This is a genomic window from Erythrobacter sp. RANMB8, from assembly GCF_056848235.1.
The window spans coordinates 52,780-68,288 of sequence record NZ_JBREHG010000012.1; the positions used below are offsets into that span (position 1 = coordinate 52,780).

A 15,509-nucleotide genomic window follows, 5' to 3' on the forward strand; every position below is an offset into this window, starting at 1 on the left:
TTCTGGATGTATGTCGCAGGTTTCCTGCTGCTGCTCGGCCCGCTGGTGACGCTGCACGAACTGGGCCACCTGCTGGTGGGCCGGTTGTTCGGGGTCAAGGCGGATGCCTTTTCGGTCGGGTTCGGCCGGGAAATCGCCGGTTATACCGACAGGCAGGGCACCCGCTGGAAGCTGTCGCTGCTGCCGCTGGGCGGCTATGTGCAGTTCCGGGGCGACATGAACCCGGCGAGCGTGCCCGATCCTTCCGCACCGAAGGAAGAAGGCAGCTTCCAGCACGCCGCCTTGTGGAAACGCGCGCTGATTGTGGCTGCGGGGCCGGTCACCAACCTGCTGGTCGCGATTGCCATCTTTGCCGCCTTCTTTGCCATTTTCGGCAAGCCGGTGATCACCGGTGTCGAGGATTCGCGCACAGTCGGCGGGTTTGCCGAAGGCAGCGTCGCCGAAGCTGCCGGGTTCGAGGTGGGCGATGTCGTCGTCGCGATCGATGGCCGCCCGATTGCCGATTTCACCGAACTGCGCACCCAGGTCGCGCTGCATCCGGCCAAGCGCATGGTCTTCACCCTCGAACGCGAGGGCGAGACCATCGAAGTGCCGCTCGTCACGGCGCGGGTGACCGATGTCGACAGCTTCGGCAACCGCAGCGCCATCGGCCAGATCGGTGTCGCAGCGGCGGGCGGTTCCTATGAATTGCAGGAGGTCGGCGCGCTGGAGGCGATCCCGCTGGCGGTCGGCCAGACCTGGGATCTTACCGCGATGATGGTCACCGGCATCCGCCAGATCGTCACCGGCGAGCGTTCGTTCGACGAGCTTGGCGGGCCGCTCAAGATCGCGAAGTACTCGGGCGAACAGATGAGCCTCGGGCTGGTGGCCTTCATCAATTTCGCCGCGCTGATCTCGCTTAATTTGGCATTCATCAACTTCTTGCCAATCCCCGCGCTCGATGGCGGGCATCTGATGTTCTATCTGGCCGAGGCGATCCGCCGCAAGCCGGTGGGGCCGCAGGTGACCGAATGGGCCTATCGCACCGGCATCGCGCTGGTGCTGATGCTGATGGTGGTGGTGACGGTGAATGATCTCTTTTCGCTACCCCTGTTCGGCTCCTGAGCCTGTATCTGCAAAAAGCTGCGGTTTGCCGTGGAAAGCATGCGCTGCGGCGCATCGCACCGGCGCTCGCGGCTTGACCCGTGCAGGGCAGTTCGGGCAGAGGCGTTGGCCGATGGCGCAGGCTGGCGGCAGGGGCCGGGGATGGGCCGCACCGCGCAGGGGCGAAAAGATTGCTGGCGGGCCGGTCGCAAACCGGTGCACCCGCGCAGGGCACTGACGGTTGGAACGGGATTTTAGCTGCATGAACCGATTGAGCGAGACAGGCGCAGGGCCGGTCGTTTGCAACACTGCCGCGCCGCGTCCGGGTTCTCACGGGGCTTCGGGCCGCAAGCGCATGGCCGCCATGCTGGCCTGCGGTTCGGTGCTGGCAGGAATGCCGGCGGCCGCTTTTGCCCAAACCCAGCCTGCGACCCAGCCGCAAGCTGCCCCGGCACAGGCACCCGCACCGCGCAGCAACGTGATCCAGACGATCAATGTCGTCGGGGCCGAGCGGCTCGAGCCGACCACCATCCTCAGCTACATCCGCCTGCGCGTCGGGCAGGAATATACCGCGGTTGCCGCTGACGAGGCGATCAAGGATCTCGGCGCGACCGAGCTGTTCGCCAATTCCTCGATCCGCAACGACAATGGCAATGTGGTGATCACCGTCACCGAAAACCCGGTGATCAACCGCATCGTGCTGGAAGGCAATGAACGGCTCAAGCCCGACAAGATCCTGCCCGAAATCAAACTGTCGCCGCGCCAGATCTTCACCCGTTCCAAGGTGCGCGCCGATGTCGCCCGCATCATCGAGCTCTACAAGCGGCAGGGTCGTTTTGCCGCCAAGGTCGAACCCAAGTTGGTGCAGCTGCCCCAGAACCGCGTCGATATCGTGTTCGAGATTTCGGAAGGCCCGAAGTCCAAGGTCCGCCAGATCAACATTCTCGGCAACGAGAAGTTCAAGGACGGCGAACTGCGCGGCGAAATGGTGACCAAGCAGGCGCGCCTCACCAGCTTCTTCAGCTCGAACACCAGCTATGACCCCGATCGTCTGGCCTTCGACCAGCAGAAGCTGCGCCAGTTTTACCTGACCGAAGGCTATGCCGATTTCCGCGTGGTGTCTGCCGTGGCCGAGCTTACGCCCGACCAGCGCGACTTCATCATCACCTATGTGGTCGAGGAGGGCGAGCGCTACACCTTCGGCGACGTCAAGGTCGACAGCCAGCTGCGCGACTTCGACAGCGACGTGATGAGCACGCAGCTGCCGATGAAGGATGGCGATTTCTACAACGCCAAGATGGTCGAGGATACGGTCGAACAGCTGACCGAGCTGGCCGGCCAGTTCGGCTATGCCTTTGCCGATGTGCAGCCGCGCTTCAACCGCGATCCCGACAATCGCAAGATGAACGTCACCTTCGTCCTGCGCGAGGCACCGCGCGTCTATGTCGAGCGGGTGGACATCAACGGCAACACGCTGACGCAGGACAAGGTCGTGCGCCGCGAGTTCCGTCTGGCCGAAGGCGATGCCTTCAACAGCCTCGGCGTGCAGCGCACCACCGCGCGCATCAACTCGCTGGCCTACTTCCAGGAAAACTTCGAAGTCACCCAGACCGAAGGCAGCGCGCCCGACCGGATCATCCTCGAAGCCAATGTCGAGGAACGCCCGACCGGCGAATTGCAGTTCTCGGCCGGTTTCTCGTCGATCGAACAGTTCATTCTGGCAGGCTCGATCCGTCAGCGGAACTTCCGCGGGCGCGGGCAGACCATCGGCCTCAGCGTCAATTATTCGCAGTTCTCGCGCTCGGCGCAGGTGAGCTTCTCCGATCCCTACATCTTCGATCGCAATATCTCCGGCGGGATCGACATCTACCGCCGCGATTTCAACAGCTTCAACTTCACCAACAACGATCGCAACACGACCTTCAAGCAGGCCACCACCGGCTTTTCGCTGCGCGCCGGTGTGCCGCTGACGGAATATATGTCGCTGGTCGGCAGCTACATCCTCAATTACGACGATGTGACGCTGGACGAGAACCTGTTCTTCTCCGACACAGATGGCGATGGCACCCGCGAATGCGATCCGCTGCTGGCGGGCCGGTTCCTGTGCGACACCATCGGCCAGCGCCTCAGCTCGATCGTCGGGTTGAGCCTCAACTACAACTCGCTGAACTCGCGCATCCGGCCGACCCGCGGCAAGACCGTGTCGCTGAGCGGCGAATTTGCCGGGCTTGGCGGGGATGTGCGTTACGCACGCTTCCGCGGCCGTGCGCAGCAATTCTGGAACATCGGCAATTCCGGTTTCATCTTCTCGCTGCTGGCCGAAGGCGGCACGATCATCCCGCTCAGGGAACGTGCCGGGCCGGGCGTGGATGACATCTTCCTCAACGACCGCTTCTTCCTCGGCGAACCGCAGATCCGCGGCTTTGCGATCCGCGGCGTCGGCCCGCGTATCCTGACCCAGCAGTACACGGTCGATGCCAACAACAACCCGGTGCTGATCACGGCCCGCAACCAGACCCGCGACGACGCAATCGGCGGGCGCAACTACTACATGGGCCGTGCCGAGATCGAAATCCCGCTCGGTTCGGGCGCACGCGAGCTGGGCCTGCGTCCTTCGATCTGGGCCGATGTGGGCGCGCTGTGGGGCGTGGAAACCCCGATCCTGCAGGACAACCCCACCGGCGTGCAGCAGCGCGATGCGCAGGGCAACCTGCTGTTCCTGACCCGCCGGCTCGACGAAAACGGCCAGCCGGTGCTGATCAACGGCCAGTTCATTTTCGACCCCACCACCGCCGCGGTTGCGCCCGATGGCACCGCCAACGAACGCTTTGTGCGTCAGGGCAGCGCGATCAAGGAAACCTTCCTCGGCAATTCCCCCAGCCCGCGCATCACCGCCGGGATCGGGGTCAACTGGAATTCACCTTTCGGACCTTTCCGCATCGACTTCGCCCAGACCATCCGCAAGGTCCCCGGCGATGACGAGCGGCGCTTTACCTTCAACGTAGGAACCCAATTCTGATGAAGACTTTCACCAAATTTCTCGCTCCGGCCGGCCTTGCGCTGACGATGCTGGCGGCGCTTCCGGCGCAGGCCCAGGTCGAAGGCAAGCTGGCGACGGTCGATGTGTCGCGCACGATCATCGGCACCAACGCGTTCCAGAACGCCTACGAGCAGATCAACACCACCTATTCGCAGCAGAACGAACTGCGCCGCACCAAGGCGCAGGAGCGCCAGACCCTGCTCGCCACCTTCGACAAGAACGGCGACAAGCAGGTTGACGATGCCGAACTCCAGGCCAAGCAGAAGACCCCGGATTTCACCAAGCTGCAGACACTGGAGCAGGAAATCCAGGCGCTGAACAACCAGATCGACGGCGCCCGCATCTACGCAATCGAGCAGATCATCGTGCAATATGCCTCGGCGCTGCAGGATGTGACCACCCGCGACCAGATCAAGATGGTGATCGATCCCGGTTCGCTGCTGTTTGCAGGCCCCGAAGCTGACATCACCCAGAAGGTGACCACCGTGCTCAATGCCAAGGTGCCGCAGGTGCTGGTGGTGCCGCCGCAGGGCTGGCAGCCGAGCCGCGAAGGCGCTGCGCTCTATCAGGAAATCCAGCAGCGTCTGATCGCCGCGCAGATCGCGCAGCAGCAGCAGCAGGCGCAGCAGGCCAACCCCGCCGCGCCGGTGGGCCGCTGATCCGGACAGGACCGACACGATGAGCGACACGGGTAGCGCACCGGCAGAGGTGCTGGATTACGATATCGTCAAGATCCTCAAGGCCTTGCCGCACCGCTACCCGCTGTTGCTGGTTGACCGGGTGCGGTCGATCACGCTGGGTGAGCGGATCCACGCGGTCAAGGCCGTGAGCATGAACGAGCAGTTCTTCCAGGGCCACTTCCCGGGCGCACCGATCATGCCCGGCGTGCTCCAGATCGAGGCGCTGGCGCAGGCCGCCGGCATCCTCGGGATCGAGACGATGGAGCTGGCCGGCACCGGCAAGCTGGTGATCTTCATGGGGATCGAGAACGCCAAGTTCCGCGCCCCCGTGACGCCGGGCTGCCTGCTCGATCTGCATGTCGAGTTCACCCAGAAGCGCGCCCGCGTCTACAAGTTCAAGGGCGTGGCGAGCGTCGAGGGCAAGACCACCTGCGAGGTCGAGTTCACCGCGATGATGGTCGACGCCCTTTGAGTTGCGCGGGCCCCTCCGGGCCCGCGTCCTCGGTGCTGTTCCCTTCGCTTCGCTACGGGGCACCTGCGGGCGGGCGGTCGCCCTAGCGGTCGCTTCGCAACCGGGGCGCACGCCGGGTTGTCGGGTAACGCTGGAACGACGCCGCAGGCGTCTCAAGGCCGACCGGCCGCCCGCAGGCCCGCAGGGCCGAGGATTTCGCAGCCCGGAGAGGCTGCGGAAAACAAAGACTCACCAGCCGGGGTTGCCTTTCAATAGAAACCCCACTAAGCGCGCCGCTTCCCATTCATAGCTGTGCCGGTCGGAACCGGCGCCATGCTGCAAAGGATACCCGTCATGAAGACCGAAGGTCACCCCGATTACCACATGATCACGGTCAAGATGACCGATGGCACCGAATTCCAGACCCGCTCGACCTGGGGCAAGGAAGGCGATGTGCTCGCGCTCGATATCGATCCGCTGAGCCACCCTGCCTGGACCGGCGGCAAGCAGCAGGTTTCCGAAGGTGGCCGCGTGGCCCAGTTCAACAAGCGTTTCGGCGGCCTTACTCTCAAGAAGTAAGCGGCTCCCAAAGCTGTGCAGCCTTCGGGCTGCTACGAGGAAGGCGGCCCGACGGGGTCGCCTTTTTCGTTTGCGGGTGGAAAGGCGGGGCGGTCTGCCAGCCTTTCAAGGCCTCAACGCGAAGGCTACGCCGCGCACTTGATGCAGCGGGTCGCTACCGGCTGCGCTTCAAGCCGCGCCCGCGCAATTTCATCGCCGCAGTTCGAGCAGGTGCCGTAGGTGCCGTTATCGATCCGGGCGAGGGCGAGCTGCACCTGCCGCGCTTCGGCGCGCAGCACATCGTCGACCCCTTCGAGCATCTCGTCATCGGCCAGATCGACCGCCTGCTCGGAAAAATCCGCATCCAGCGGCTGGCGCAGGTCTTCCCCGATCTCCGCCGAACGCTCGGCCAGTTCTGCAAGCCGCGCCCGCAGTCTGGCCGCGATATCCGAATAATTGGCCATCATCCCCTCCATTCGTTTTCGCGATACCACTTGGTGATCACGTATTTGACACCCTTCCTCACCTTCATCCCGTGATGCAGCGTCGCATGGTTGACGCCGCCATCGGGCAGCCGGTTGTTCCAGCACAGCAATTTGCCCAGCTCAGGTTGAAAGGTCTTGTCGAGCACCTTGAAACGGGTAGCCCCGCCTGCGGCAACGTCATTGAGATAGATCATGAAGGTCCAGGTCCGCTGGCCCGAAAGCGCGCAGAATTGCTGGTAATCGCGGCCACCGGGGGTGAAGAAATCGGTGTGGGCCTTGAACTCCTGCCCGACATCGTAACGTTGCCCTTGCAGCGGTTCGCCATAGGCTGGGTCGATCCCCGAAAGCGCGGTCAGCATCGCCTCGATCTGCTGCACGGCGGGAAGGTCGGCGGGGAGATCGCAGGTCTCGCTGGTGCGGAACACCGGATCGCCATTGTCATCGGCAATGGTGGAGGGGCGCCGGTCGCGCTCGATCAGGGCGATCAGATCGGCGCACAGACTGGGCGGCGCGAATCGCCTGTGCTGGAAAATTTCGGCCTTGGGCGTGGGCAGGCGCTGGATTGCGGCCTGCGCTGCCAGTCGCTGTGCTACGGATTCGTTCGCTGCGGACATGGTTCGCGAGGATAGAACCGCGTCGCGGCTTGGCAACGCTTTCGGTGGCCGCGTAATAATCTTGCGCGAAGCAGGGCGCAAAGCAGTTTTCGCTTCCCTTGGATAAGGCTTTGTGCAAGAGGCGCGAGCCCTGCTGCAACCGGGCTTGACCGGGCGCTGGCCTTGCGTAAACCGCGCAACCTCAGCGTGGGCTTGGCAAGCACCGTGATGGTGGTATGCGGGCAGGGGTGTGTGGCGATCATAGCTCAGTTGGTTAGAGCGCCGGTTTGTGGTACCGGAGGTCACGGGTTCGAACCCCGTTGGTCGCCCCATCATCTCCCCCTTTCTCGTGCCAGCATGTCCGCGCCGGACAGGGGACTGACATGACCGCTTTCTGGGCCGAACCCGATTTCGACGAGCACGAACTCGTGCAGCTGGTGCACGACCGGGCGAGCGGCCTGACAGCGATTATCGCGGTCCATTCCACCCACCTCGGCCCGTCTGCGGGCGGGACCCGTTTCTGGCATTACAATGATCCCGCAGGCGCGATGCGCGATGCGCTGCGTCTGTCGCGCGGGATGAGCTACAAGAACGCCATGGCCGGCCTGCCGATGGGCGGCGGCAAGGCAGTGATTCTGGCTGATGAACAGCGAATCAAGACCCCCGCCATGCTCGCCGCTTTCGGCGATGCGGTCGAGGCGCTCGGTGGCCGCTATGTCACGGCCGAGGATGTCGGCATTACCGAAGCCGACATGGTCGCCGTGTCGCAGCGCACCGCCCATGTCTCGGGCCTTCCCGTGGCGGGCGAGGGCAGCGCGGGCGGCGATCCCGGCCCGTTCACTGCCTATGGCATCTATCTCGGCATCAAGGCTGCCGTGCGTCACAAGCTTGGCAAGGATAGCCTTGCGGGCGTGCATGTGGCGGTGCAGGGCACCGGAAGCGTCGGCGGCGGGGTGGCCCGTCTGCTGGCGAAGGACGGCGCGAAGCTGACGCTGGCCGATATCAACGAAGCCCGGGCCGCGGCGCTCGCGGCGGAGCTGGGTGCGGCTACAGCAGCGACCGATGCGATCATGGCAACGCCGTGCGACGTGTTCAGCCCCAATGCACTCGGCGCGATCCTTGACGATGCGGGCATCGCCGCGCTCGATTGCGCGATTGTCGCGGGCGGGGCGAACAACCAGCTGGCCCGCGCCGGACATGGCGCGGTGCTGGCGGCACGCGGCATCCTTTATGCGCCCGATTATGTGATCAACGCCGGCGGCATCATTTCGGTGGCGACCGAATACCTCGCCCGCCGCGAAGGACGCCAGGGCGATCTGGCCGAGGTCAATGCGCTGGTCGCGCAGATTCCCGGGCGGCTGGAATCGATCTGGCAGGAAAGCGAAAGCACCGGCGTGTCGTCGGATGTGGTGGCCGACCGCATGGCCCAGAAGCTGATCGGGCGCGGGTGATCGGCTGCGGGTGAAGCGGCGCGCGGCGGGAACTATTCCGCCGCCACGCCATTTGCTCTCTTGTCCGGAACGGGTGTAAGGCTACAAGCCCGCCAGACGCGAACACCCATGCACATTTACGCCAACCCGACCCGATTCCTTGCTCTGGCAAAGTGGCTGATGCCGCTCCTGTTCTGGGGCGGGCTGGTGCTGTCGCTGGGCGCGGTGGCGTGGGGCCTTGTCATGGTGCCGCCCGACCGGCTGATGGGCGAGACCGTGCGCATCCTGTTCATCCACGTGCCCGCCGCCTGGCTGGGCATGGGCGGGTGGACCGGGATCGCGATTTCCTCGGCGATGCTGCTGATCTGGAAGCACCCGCTGGCGGCCATCGCAGCGCGGGCGATTGCCGTGCCGGGGATGGTGTTCTGCGCGATCTGCCTTGCCACCGGATCGATCTGGGGCCGCCCGACATGGGGCACATGGTGGGAATGGGACGGGCGGCTGACCAGCATGCTGGTGCTCTTGTTCCTCTACGCCGGTTACATCGCCCTGTCGCAGGCCGCGACGCGCGAGGGTGGCTCTTCCAGGATCGCCGCGATTTTCGGCCTTGTCGGTGCGATCAACGTGCCGATCATCAACCGCTCCGTGGTGTGGTGGAACTCGCTCCACCAGCCGCCCAGCATCACCGCTGGCAAGAGCGCGATCGAGGCGACGTTCCTTGTGCCGCTGCTGGTGGCGGTGGTCGGCTTCTCGCTGCTGTTCGGCGCCATTGTGCTGATGCGGATGCGTGCGCTGATTGCCGAAGGTCAGGTCGAGGCGCGCCTGCGCCGCCGGGCGCTGGATGATGATGCGCCCGCGCCTGTCGCGGTGATGGAGCAGGCCTGATGCGCGAGCAACTGAACCAGTGGGATTTCGTCTGGCTCGCCTATGGCGTGGGCGGCATCGCGCTGGCGATGCTGATCGTCTGGGCATGGCGGGCAATGCGCGCTGCCGAGGCGCGGCGCGATGCAACCAGACGGCGCTGACCAGAGGAACACGATGAAAGCCAAGCACCAACGCCTGATCCTTGTCATCGCTGCGCTGCTGGCGATTGTCGGCGCGGGGCTGATCGCCGCGTGGTCCTTGCGCAATCAGGCCAATTACTTCTACCTGCCCGAACAGATGGCCGCAGAGCCGCCGGCAGTCGGTCAGGCGGTGCGGCTCGGCGGGATGGTCAAGGCCGGTTCGATCAAGACCGCAGCTGATGGCGTGACGGTCGATTTCCTCGTCACCGGCAACACCGCCGATGAAATCCCGGTGCGTTACAGCGGCATCCTGCCCGATCTGTTCGTCGAGAATTCGGGCGTGGTCGCCGAAGGCAGCCTTGGCCCCGACGGCGTGTTCATGGCGACCAACCTGCTCGCCAAGCATGACGAGAATTACGTGCCCAAGGAGCTGGAAGGCATGGGCACGCAGGAGGCCGCCAAGATGGCGTCCGAGACAACGGTGGGCCTCAAGCCATGATTGCTGAAATCGGCCTTGCCGCCCTGTGGCTCGCTGCGGCGCTGGCGGTGTTGCAGATGGTCTCGGGCGCCTTTGCGCTCAAGGCGGCGGAGGGCGAGGTCAATCCGCTGGCGGTCTATGCCCGCCCTGCGGCCGTGGTGCAGGCGCTGCTGGCGGTGCTGGCCTTCATCATGCTGCTGTGGGCCTTTGCCGTCACCGACCTGTCGATCAAGCTGGTCGCGAGCAATTCCCACTCGATGAAGCCGCTGGTCTACAAGCTGACCGGCACCTGGGGGAACCACGAAGGCTCGATGCTGCTGTGGGTCGGCGTGCTGGCGCTGTCCGGCGGCCTGCTCGCCGCCTTCGAGCGCCGCCTGCCCGAACGCACCATGGGCGCGACGCTGGCGGTGCAGGGGTTTGTGGCGCTGGGCTTCTATGCCTTCCTGCTGCTGTCTTCCAACCCGTTCGAGCGGCTGCCCGTTCCGGCGATGGAGGGCACCGGCCTCAACCCGCTGTTGCAGGACGTGGGGCTCGCGATCCACCCGCCCACGCTTTATGCCGGCTATGTCGGGCTGTCGGTGGCCTTCAGCCTTGCGATGGGCGCGCTGCTGACGCGCGAGGTCAATCCCGCCTTTGCCCGTGTGATGCGTCCGTGGGTGCTGGGCGCGTGGGTGCTGCTGACCTTCGGGATCACCGCAGGGTCTTACTGGGCCTATTACGAGCTCGGCTGGGGCGGCTGGTGGTTCTGGGACCCGGTCGAAAATGCCTCGCTGATGCCCTGGCTCGCCGCCACTGCGCTGATGCATTCGGTCAGCGTGCTGGCGGCGCGCGATGCCCTGCGCACCTGGACGATCATGCTCGGCGTGCTGGCGTTCTCGATGTCGATGCTGGGCACCTTCCTCGTGCGTTCGGGTGTGCTGACGAGCGTGCACGCTTTCGCCGTCGATCCGGAGCGCGGGGCCTTCATCCTCGGCCTGCTGGGGCTCTATATCGGCGGGGCCTTCACCATTTTCGCCCTGCGCGCAGGCGCCGTGGCCGAGGGCAAGCGCTTTTCCGCCACCAGCCGCGAAGGGGCACTGGTGTTCAACAATGTGATGCTCTCGGCGATCCTTGCGATCGTGTTGCTCGGCACGCTCTATCCGCTGGTGACCGAGGCGTTCGATGTGCGGGTCTCGGTCGGTCCGCCCTATTTCAACCCGGCCTCCGCGATTTTTGCCGTGCCGATGTTTCTGGTGATGGCGGTCGGCCCGCTGCTGCGGTGGAAGGATGACAATCCGGCGCGCATCCAGTTCGAGCTGCTGCTGGTCGCAGCGCTGCTGATCGGCGTGATCGCGGCGGTGAGCTTCTTCGGGCAGTTCCCGTTCCTGCCGCTGCTGGGGCTGGGGCTTGCCGCAGCCCTTGGCGTGGCGGCCTTCCTGCCGCTGAAGGGCCGCAAGCTGACCCGCGTTCCGCTGGCGACGTGGGGCATGGTGCTCGCCCATTTCGGCGTCGCCGTATCGCTGTTCGGCATGGCCTGCGAAGGCGCTTTCACGAAGGAACGGCTGGCCGCTGTTGCCGTGGGCGGGACGGAGCAGGTCGGCGATTTCGCCTTCACCCTGCAAAGCGTGACCCCGGTTGCCGGCCCCAACTGGACCGCGATCGAAGCGCGTATTGCGGTCAGCCGCGATGGCGGGGCGCCGGTGATCCTTGCTCCGCAGGCGCGCAATTTCTGGTCGCCGCCGCAGTCCACCAGCGAAAGCGCGCTGTTGACCCGCTGGGACGGGCAGCTTTACGCGGTGATCGGCAATCAGGCCGAAGACGGGCGCTGGCAGATCCGCATGTGGTGGAAGCCGTTTGTCACCTTCATCTGGTATGGCGGCCTGCTGATCGCGCTGGGCGGCGTGCTGGCGATTATCGGACGCGTGCAGGTCGAGGCGCGGCGTCGCCATGCGAGCGCCGTGGGCGAGGAACGCCGCGCCGAACTCGAAGCGCTGGCCGCTGCCGATCCGGTTCCGGCGGAGTAACCCCCATGAAAAGCCGCTTGTTCCTGTGGGTGCCGCTCGCGCTGTTTGCCTTTTTCGCGGGGCTGGCGGGCTATATGCTCACGCAGGAGAAAGACCAGTTCGTCGAAAGCACGATGATCGGCCAGCCCTTGCCCGAATTCGCGCTGAAACCGGCCTTTGAAGGCCTGCCGGGGGCCGCCAAGGCCGATTTCACCGGCGGCAAGCCCCGTCTGCTCAACATCTGGGCGAGCTGGTGCCTGCCCTGCATCGCCGAAGCCCCGCAGCTTGAGGCCTTGAAGGCGCAAGGCGTGGAGATCGTCGGCATCGCCATTCGTGACCGGCCCGCCGATGTCGCGAACTTCCTCGCCCGCCATGGCAACCCCTATACCCGCATCGGGGCGGACGACATTTCCGAGGTGCAGCTGGCGATCGGATCGTCGGGCGTGCCGGAAACCTTCGTGATCGATGCGAGCGGCGTGATCCGTTACCAGCACATCGGCGATATCCGCGAAGAACACGTGCCGCTGCTGCTGGCCGAACTGGAGAAGGCGCAATGATCCGCGCTCTGCTGGCCTTGGCCGCGATGCTGTGCGCCCTGCCGCTTGCCGCGCAGGACACCATGCCGCCCGCGCCCTATGCCTATAACCAGCTCGAAGATCCGCGGTTGGAGGCCGAGGCGACCGCGCTGATGCACACGCTGCGCTGCCTCAAGTGCCAGTCGCAGAGCATCGCCGATTCCGATGCGCCGATGGCAGGCGACATGCGTCATCAGGTGCGCAGCCGCATTCTGGCGGGAGAAAGCCCCGAACAGATCCGCGCATGGCTGATCGCCCGCTATGGCGATTACGTCAGCTACAACCCCACGGTCAGCGCCACCACCTGGCCGCTCTTCGCGATTCCGGTGCTGCTGCTGCTGATCGTGGGCGGAGTGCTGTTGCGGCGGCTGGGCAAGCGCCGTTCTGACGCTGGCGAAGGGGATGCGGCATGATCGGCGGCTGGATGGCAGTGGGCGCGCTGGCGCTGGCGGCCTTCGCTTTTGCGGTGCTGGCGCTGCGCCTGCCGCGCGATGGCTTTACGCTGTTCGGCGCGGTGCTGGTGTTCGGGTTGGCGGGCTATGCATGGCAGGGCGTGCCCGGTCAGCCTGCCGCGCCCAAGGCGGCGAGTGCGACGGCGGGCGAGCAGGGCGAGGCGATGGTCGAAGGCCGCGCGGCGCTGTTCAGCCGTGCGCAGCCGCCGCCGTCCTATCTGCTGACCTCCGATGCCTATGCCCGGCGCGGCAAGTTCGCCGATGCCGCGGCGATGCTGCAAAAGGGCCTTGCCGAAAATCCGCAGGATCAGGAAAGCTGGCTGGCACTGGGCATGGCGCTGGTCGGCCATGCCGACGGGTTTGTGACGCCCGCTGCCGTGCAGGCCTTCGGCCGTGCCAAGGCGATCAATCCGGCCCATCCGGGGGCGGATTACTTCCTCGGCTTTGCCTATCGCCAAAGCGGCGAGATCAGGGCGGCGCGCAATGTCTGGGCAGGGCTGGTCGAAAGCTCGCCGCCCGATGCGCCCTGGCGGCCCGGCCTCGAAGCGGAAATCGCCCGGATGGACGACATGATTGCCCGCGCCCCGATGCTGCAGGGCCAATGACCGCGATGCGTCGCTGACAGCGGGCGTGTTGCAGGTGCGAAAGGACGGTGCTAGGCGCGCCGCCTTGCTTGCCTGAGTCGTTCGGGCACATGGGCAGTACCGCGGGATACGGGAAATCCGATTGATATGAGCAGCACAGCAGCCTCCCCCTCATCGCCGCCGGATGCCGGAACGCACACCGGAACGCACGGCGGATCGACCGCTGCGCTGGCCATCGGTGCCGTAGGCGTGGTGTTCGGCGACATCGGCACCAGCCCGCTTTACGCCTTCCGCGAAACCTTTGCCTCGCACCACGGCGTGCCCGGCATCACACCCGATGCCGCGCATATTCACGGGGTGCTGAGCCTCGTCTTCTGGTCGATGATGATGGTGGTGACGGTCAAATACGTCCTCACCATCACCCGCGCCGACAACAAGGGCGAAGGCGGCAGCCTTGCACTGCTGGCGCTGATCCGCCGCGCCTCCGACAGTGCAGGGTGGACCGCGCCGCTGGTGCTGCTGGGGGTGTTCGCGACTGCGCTGTTCTATGGCGACAGCATGATCACCCCGGCGATCTCGGTGCTGTCCGCGACCGAAGGCCTGCAATACATCGTCCCCGGTTTCGATCCGTGGATCGTGCCCACCGCCATCGCCATTCTGGTGTGCCTGTTTGGATTGCAATCGCGCGGCACCGAGAAGGTGGGCAAGCTGTTCGGCCCCGTGATGCTCTGCTATTTCGCGATGCTGGCCACCTTGGGCGTGATGCACCTTACCGCCAACCCCGCGATCATCCTTGAAACGGTCAACCCGCTCAACGCGCTCAATTTTTTCATCACCGACGGGTTTACCGCCTTCATCGCGCTCGGCAGCGTGGTGCTGGCGGTGACCGGGGCTGAGGCGCTCTATGCCGACATGGGCCATTTCGGGCGCAAGCCGATCGGGATTTCGTGGCTGACCTTCGTGTTCCCGGCGCTGATGCTCAATTACATGGGGCAGGGCGCGCTGGTGCTCTCGCAGACCTCCCCCGAAGCGACCGCGGCGCTGATCAAGGACCCGTTCTTCCTGATGATCCCCGATGTGGTGCGCGTGCCGGTGATCATCCTTGCGCTGCTGGCGACGATCATCGCCAGTCAGGCGGTGATCTCGGGCGCGTTCAGTCTGACCCAGCAGGCGATCCAGCTGGGCTTTATCCCGCGCATGGACATCCACCACACCAGCGCCTCGGCCGCGGGGCAGATTTATATCCCGGCGATCAACTGGGGCCTGATGGTGATGGTGATTCTGCTGGTGCTGTTCTTCCAGTCTTCGAGCAACCTTGCCGCAGCCTATGGCATCGCGGTGACCGGCGCGATGTTCATCGATACGCTGCTGCTGGCCGCCGTGCTGACAGCGCTGTGGCGCTGGCCGCTGTGGAAGGCTCTGCCGCTGATCGCGGTGTTCCTGATCGTCGATGTCGCCTATTTCGGCGCGAACCTGATCAAGGTGCCGCAAGGCGGCTGGGTGCCGCTGGTGATCGGCTTTGTGATCTTCACCCTGCTCACCACCTGGGCGCGTGGGCGCAAGCTGATGCGCGAACGGATGAGCGAAAGCGCGCTGCCGCTGGAAATCTTCGCCAAATCGGCCAAGAATTCCGCCATGCGCGTGCCCGGCACGGCGATCTTCATGGCATCGAGCACGGCCGGCGTGCCCTCGGCGCTGCTGCACAATATCAAGCACAACAAGGTGCTGCACGAACGCGTGGTGATCCTGACCATCGCGATTGCCGACGTGCCGTTTGTCGGCCCGCACAAGCGCTGCGAACTGACCGACCTTGGCGACGGGTTCTATCGCGCAGTGCTGCATTACGGTTTCATGGAGGAAACCGACGTGCCACAGGGGCTGAAGTCGATGGAGCGGTGCGGCGGCGCGTTCGACATGATGCAGACCAGCTTCTTCCTCTCGCGCCAGACCCTGATCCCGAGCGAGCATCCCGGCATGCCGATCTGGCGTGAAAAGGTGTTTGCATGGATGCTGCGCAACGCGGCGAGCGCGATGGACTTCTTCAAGCTGCCCACCAACCGCGTGGTCGAGCTGGGCAGCCAGGTGGAGATCTGAGCACCGCGCCGAAGAGTGGG

Annotated in this window: 16 protein-coding genes and 1 tRNA gene; 15 read left to right on the top strand and 2 right to left on the bottom strand. The window is 65.1% G+C overall.

What is annotated here, in order from left to right; genetic code table 11:
* Positions 1-6: 6 nt before the first annotated feature.
* From rseP to rpmE, 5 genes are all read left to right on the top strand, one after another.
* On the top strand, positions 7-1,104 hold the full coding sequence (gene rseP / locus ACU0AG_RS12980) for an RIP metalloprotease RseP (RefSeq protein WP_482782743.1): 1,098 nt from the start codon (positions 7-9) through the stop codon (positions 1,102-1,104).
* Positions 1,105-1,345: 241 nt separating this feature from the next.
* Positions 1,346-4,102 (top strand): outer membrane protein assembly factor BamA, encoded by a 2,757-nt coding sequence (gene bamA / locus ACU0AG_RS12985; protein WP_482782700.1) that lies wholly within the window; start codon positions 1,346-1,348, stop codon positions 4,100-4,102.
* A complete protein-coding gene (locus ACU0AG_RS12990; protein ID WP_482782701.1) occupies positions 4,102-4,782 on the top strand; it encodes an OmpH/Skp family outer membrane protein in 681 nt (226 codons plus the stop codon). Before bamA ends, ACU0AG_RS12990 begins: the two co-directional genes overlap by 1 nt.
* A gap of 19 nt (positions 4,783-4,801) precedes the next feature.
* Positions 4,802-5,275, top strand: a complete 474-nt coding sequence (gene fabZ / locus ACU0AG_RS12995) for a 3-hydroxyacyl-ACP dehydratase FabZ (protein WP_482782702.1) — start codon at positions 4,802-4,804, stop codon at positions 5,273-5,275.
* 333 nt (positions 5,276-5,608) lie between these two features.
* Positions 5,609-5,833, top strand: coding sequence for a 50S ribosomal protein L31 (gene rpmE / locus ACU0AG_RS13000; RefSeq protein ID WP_068351650.1), 225 nt, complete (start codon positions 5,609-5,611; stop codon positions 5,831-5,833).
* 125 nt (positions 5,834-5,958) lie between these two features.
* Here rpmE and ACU0AG_RS13005 read toward each other — a convergent pair whose 3' ends face one another.
* Together ACU0AG_RS13005 and ACU0AG_RS13010 are read right to left on the bottom strand one after the other, a co-directional pair.
* Positions 5,959-6,276: a TraR/DksA family transcriptional regulator gene (locus tag ACU0AG_RS13005; protein WP_482782703.1), complete on the bottom strand. Its 318-nt coding sequence runs from the start codon at positions 6,274-6,276 to the stop codon at positions 5,959-5,961.
* Positions 6,276-6,911: a prolyl hydroxylase family protein gene (locus ACU0AG_RS13010; RefSeq protein WP_482782704.1), complete on the bottom strand. Its 636-nt coding sequence runs from the start codon at positions 6,909-6,911 to the stop codon at positions 6,276-6,278. Before ACU0AG_RS13010 ends, ACU0AG_RS13005 begins: the two co-directional genes overlap by 1 nt.
* Before the next feature lie 234 nt (positions 6,912-7,145).
* On the opposite strand from ACU0AG_RS13010, the gene ACU0AG_RS13015 reads away from it, so the two are divergent.
* The 10 genes from ACU0AG_RS13015 (at position 7,146) to ACU0AG_RS13060 (ending at position 15,489) form a co-directional block, all read left to right on the top strand.
* A tRNA-His gene (locus ACU0AG_RS13015) sits at positions 7,146-7,222 on the top strand.
* Positions 7,223-7,273: 51 nt separating this feature from the next.
* A complete protein-coding gene (locus ACU0AG_RS13020) occupies positions 7,274-8,341 on the top strand; it encodes a Leu/Phe/Val dehydrogenase (protein WP_482782705.1) in 1,068 nt (355 codons plus the stop codon).
* Between the two features lie 108 nt (positions 8,342-8,449).
* Positions 8,450-9,205 carry a heme ABC transporter permease CcmC gene (ccmC, locus tag ACU0AG_RS13025; protein WP_482782706.1) on the top strand — a complete coding sequence of 252 codons (756 nt, stop codon included), beginning with the start codon at positions 8,450-8,452 and terminating at the stop codon, positions 9,203-9,205.
* A complete protein-coding gene (gene ccmD / locus ACU0AG_RS13030; protein WP_482782707.1) occupies positions 9,205-9,345 on the top strand; it encodes a heme exporter protein CcmD in 141 nt (46 codons plus the stop codon). The genes ccmC and ccmD overlap by 1 nt, the downstream gene beginning before the upstream one ends.
* 13 nt (positions 9,346-9,358) lie before the next feature.
* Positions 9,359-9,823 carry a cytochrome c maturation protein CcmE gene (gene ccmE / locus ACU0AG_RS13035; RefSeq protein ID WP_482782708.1) on the top strand — a complete coding sequence of 155 codons (465 nt, stop codon included), beginning with the start codon at positions 9,359-9,361 and terminating at the stop codon, positions 9,821-9,823.
* On the top strand, positions 9,820-11,805 hold the full coding sequence (locus ACU0AG_RS13040) for a heme lyase CcmF/NrfE family subunit (RefSeq protein WP_482782709.1): 1,986 nt from the start codon (positions 9,820-9,822) through the stop codon (positions 11,803-11,805). Before ccmE ends, ACU0AG_RS13040 begins: the two co-directional genes overlap by 4 nt.
* Before the next feature lie 5 nt (positions 11,806-11,810).
* A complete protein-coding gene (locus ACU0AG_RS13045; protein ID WP_482782710.1) occupies positions 11,811-12,341 on the top strand; it encodes a DsbE family thiol:disulfide interchange protein in 531 nt (176 codons plus the stop codon).
* Positions 12,338-12,772: a cytochrome c-type biogenesis protein gene (locus ACU0AG_RS13050; protein ID WP_482782711.1), complete on the top strand. Its 435-nt coding sequence runs from the start codon at positions 12,338-12,340 to the stop codon at positions 12,770-12,772. Before ACU0AG_RS13045 ends, ACU0AG_RS13050 begins: the two co-directional genes overlap by 4 nt.
* Positions 12,769-13,416 (top strand): tetratricopeptide repeat protein, encoded by a 648-nt coding sequence (locus ACU0AG_RS13055; protein WP_482782712.1) that lies wholly within the window; start codon positions 12,769-12,771, stop codon positions 13,414-13,416. The genes ACU0AG_RS13050 and ACU0AG_RS13055 overlap by 4 nt, the downstream gene beginning before the upstream one ends.
* A 126-nt stretch (positions 13,417-13,542) precedes the next feature.
* Positions 13,543-15,489: a potassium transporter Kup gene (locus ACU0AG_RS13060; RefSeq protein ID WP_482782713.1), complete on the top strand. Its 1,947-nt coding sequence runs from the start codon at positions 13,543-13,545 to the stop codon at positions 15,487-15,489.
* The last annotated feature ends 20 nt before the right edge of the window (positions 15,490-15,509 follow it).

Coding starts and splice junctions, on each gene's coding strand:
- ACU0AG_RS13040 (WP_482782709.1), top strand. CDS start 9,820: ATGATTGCTGAAATCGGCCTTGCCGCCCTGTGGCTCGCTGCGGCGCTG.
- ACU0AG_RS13060 (WP_482782713.1), top strand. CDS start 13,543: ATGAGCAGCACAGCAGCCTCCCCCTCATCGCCGCCGGATGCCGGAACG.
- ACU0AG_RS13045 (WP_482782710.1), top strand. CDS start 11,811: ATGAAAAGCCGCTTGTTCCTGTGGGTGCCGCTCGCGCTGTTTGCCTTT.
- ACU0AG_RS13020 (WP_482782705.1), top strand. CDS start 7,274: ATGACCGCTTTCTGGGCCGAACCCGATTTCGACGAGCACGAACTCGTG.
- ACU0AG_RS13010 (WP_482782704.1), bottom strand. CDS start 6,911: ATGTCCGCAGCGAACGAATCCGTAGCACAGCGACTGGCAGCGCAGGCC.
- rseP (WP_482782743.1), top strand. CDS start 7: ATGTATGTCGCAGGTTTCCTGCTGCTGCTCGGCCCGCTGGTGACGCTG.
- ccmC (WP_482782706.1), top strand. CDS start 8,450: ATGCACATTTACGCCAACCCGACCCGATTCCTTGCTCTGGCAAAGTGG.
- ACU0AG_RS13005 (WP_482782703.1), bottom strand. CDS start 6,276: ATGGCCAATTATTCGGATATCGCGGCCAGACTGCGGGCGCGGCTTGCA.
- ACU0AG_RS12990 (WP_482782701.1), top strand. CDS start 4,102: ATGAAGACTTTCACCAAATTTCTCGCTCCGGCCGGCCTTGCGCTGACG.
- rpmE (WP_068351650.1), top strand. CDS start 5,609: ATGAAGACCGAAGGTCACCCCGATTACCACATGATCACGGTCAAGATG.
- ccmE (WP_482782708.1), top strand. CDS start 9,359: ATGAAAGCCAAGCACCAACGCCTGATCCTTGTCATCGCTGCGCTGCTG.
- ccmD (WP_482782707.1), top strand. CDS start 9,205: ATGCGCGAGCAACTGAACCAGTGGGATTTCGTCTGGCTCGCCTATGGC.
- bamA (WP_482782700.1), top strand. CDS start 1,346: ATGAACCGATTGAGCGAGACAGGCGCAGGGCCGGTCGTTTGCAACACT.
- fabZ (WP_482782702.1), top strand. CDS start 4,802: ATGAGCGACACGGGTAGCGCACCGGCAGAGGTGCTGGATTACGATATC.
- ACU0AG_RS13055 (WP_482782712.1), top strand. CDS start 12,769: ATGATCGGCGGCTGGATGGCAGTGGGCGCGCTGGCGCTGGCGGCCTTC.
- ACU0AG_RS13050 (WP_482782711.1), top strand. CDS start 12,338: ATGATCCGCGCTCTGCTGGCCTTGGCCGCGATGCTGTGCGCCCTGCCG.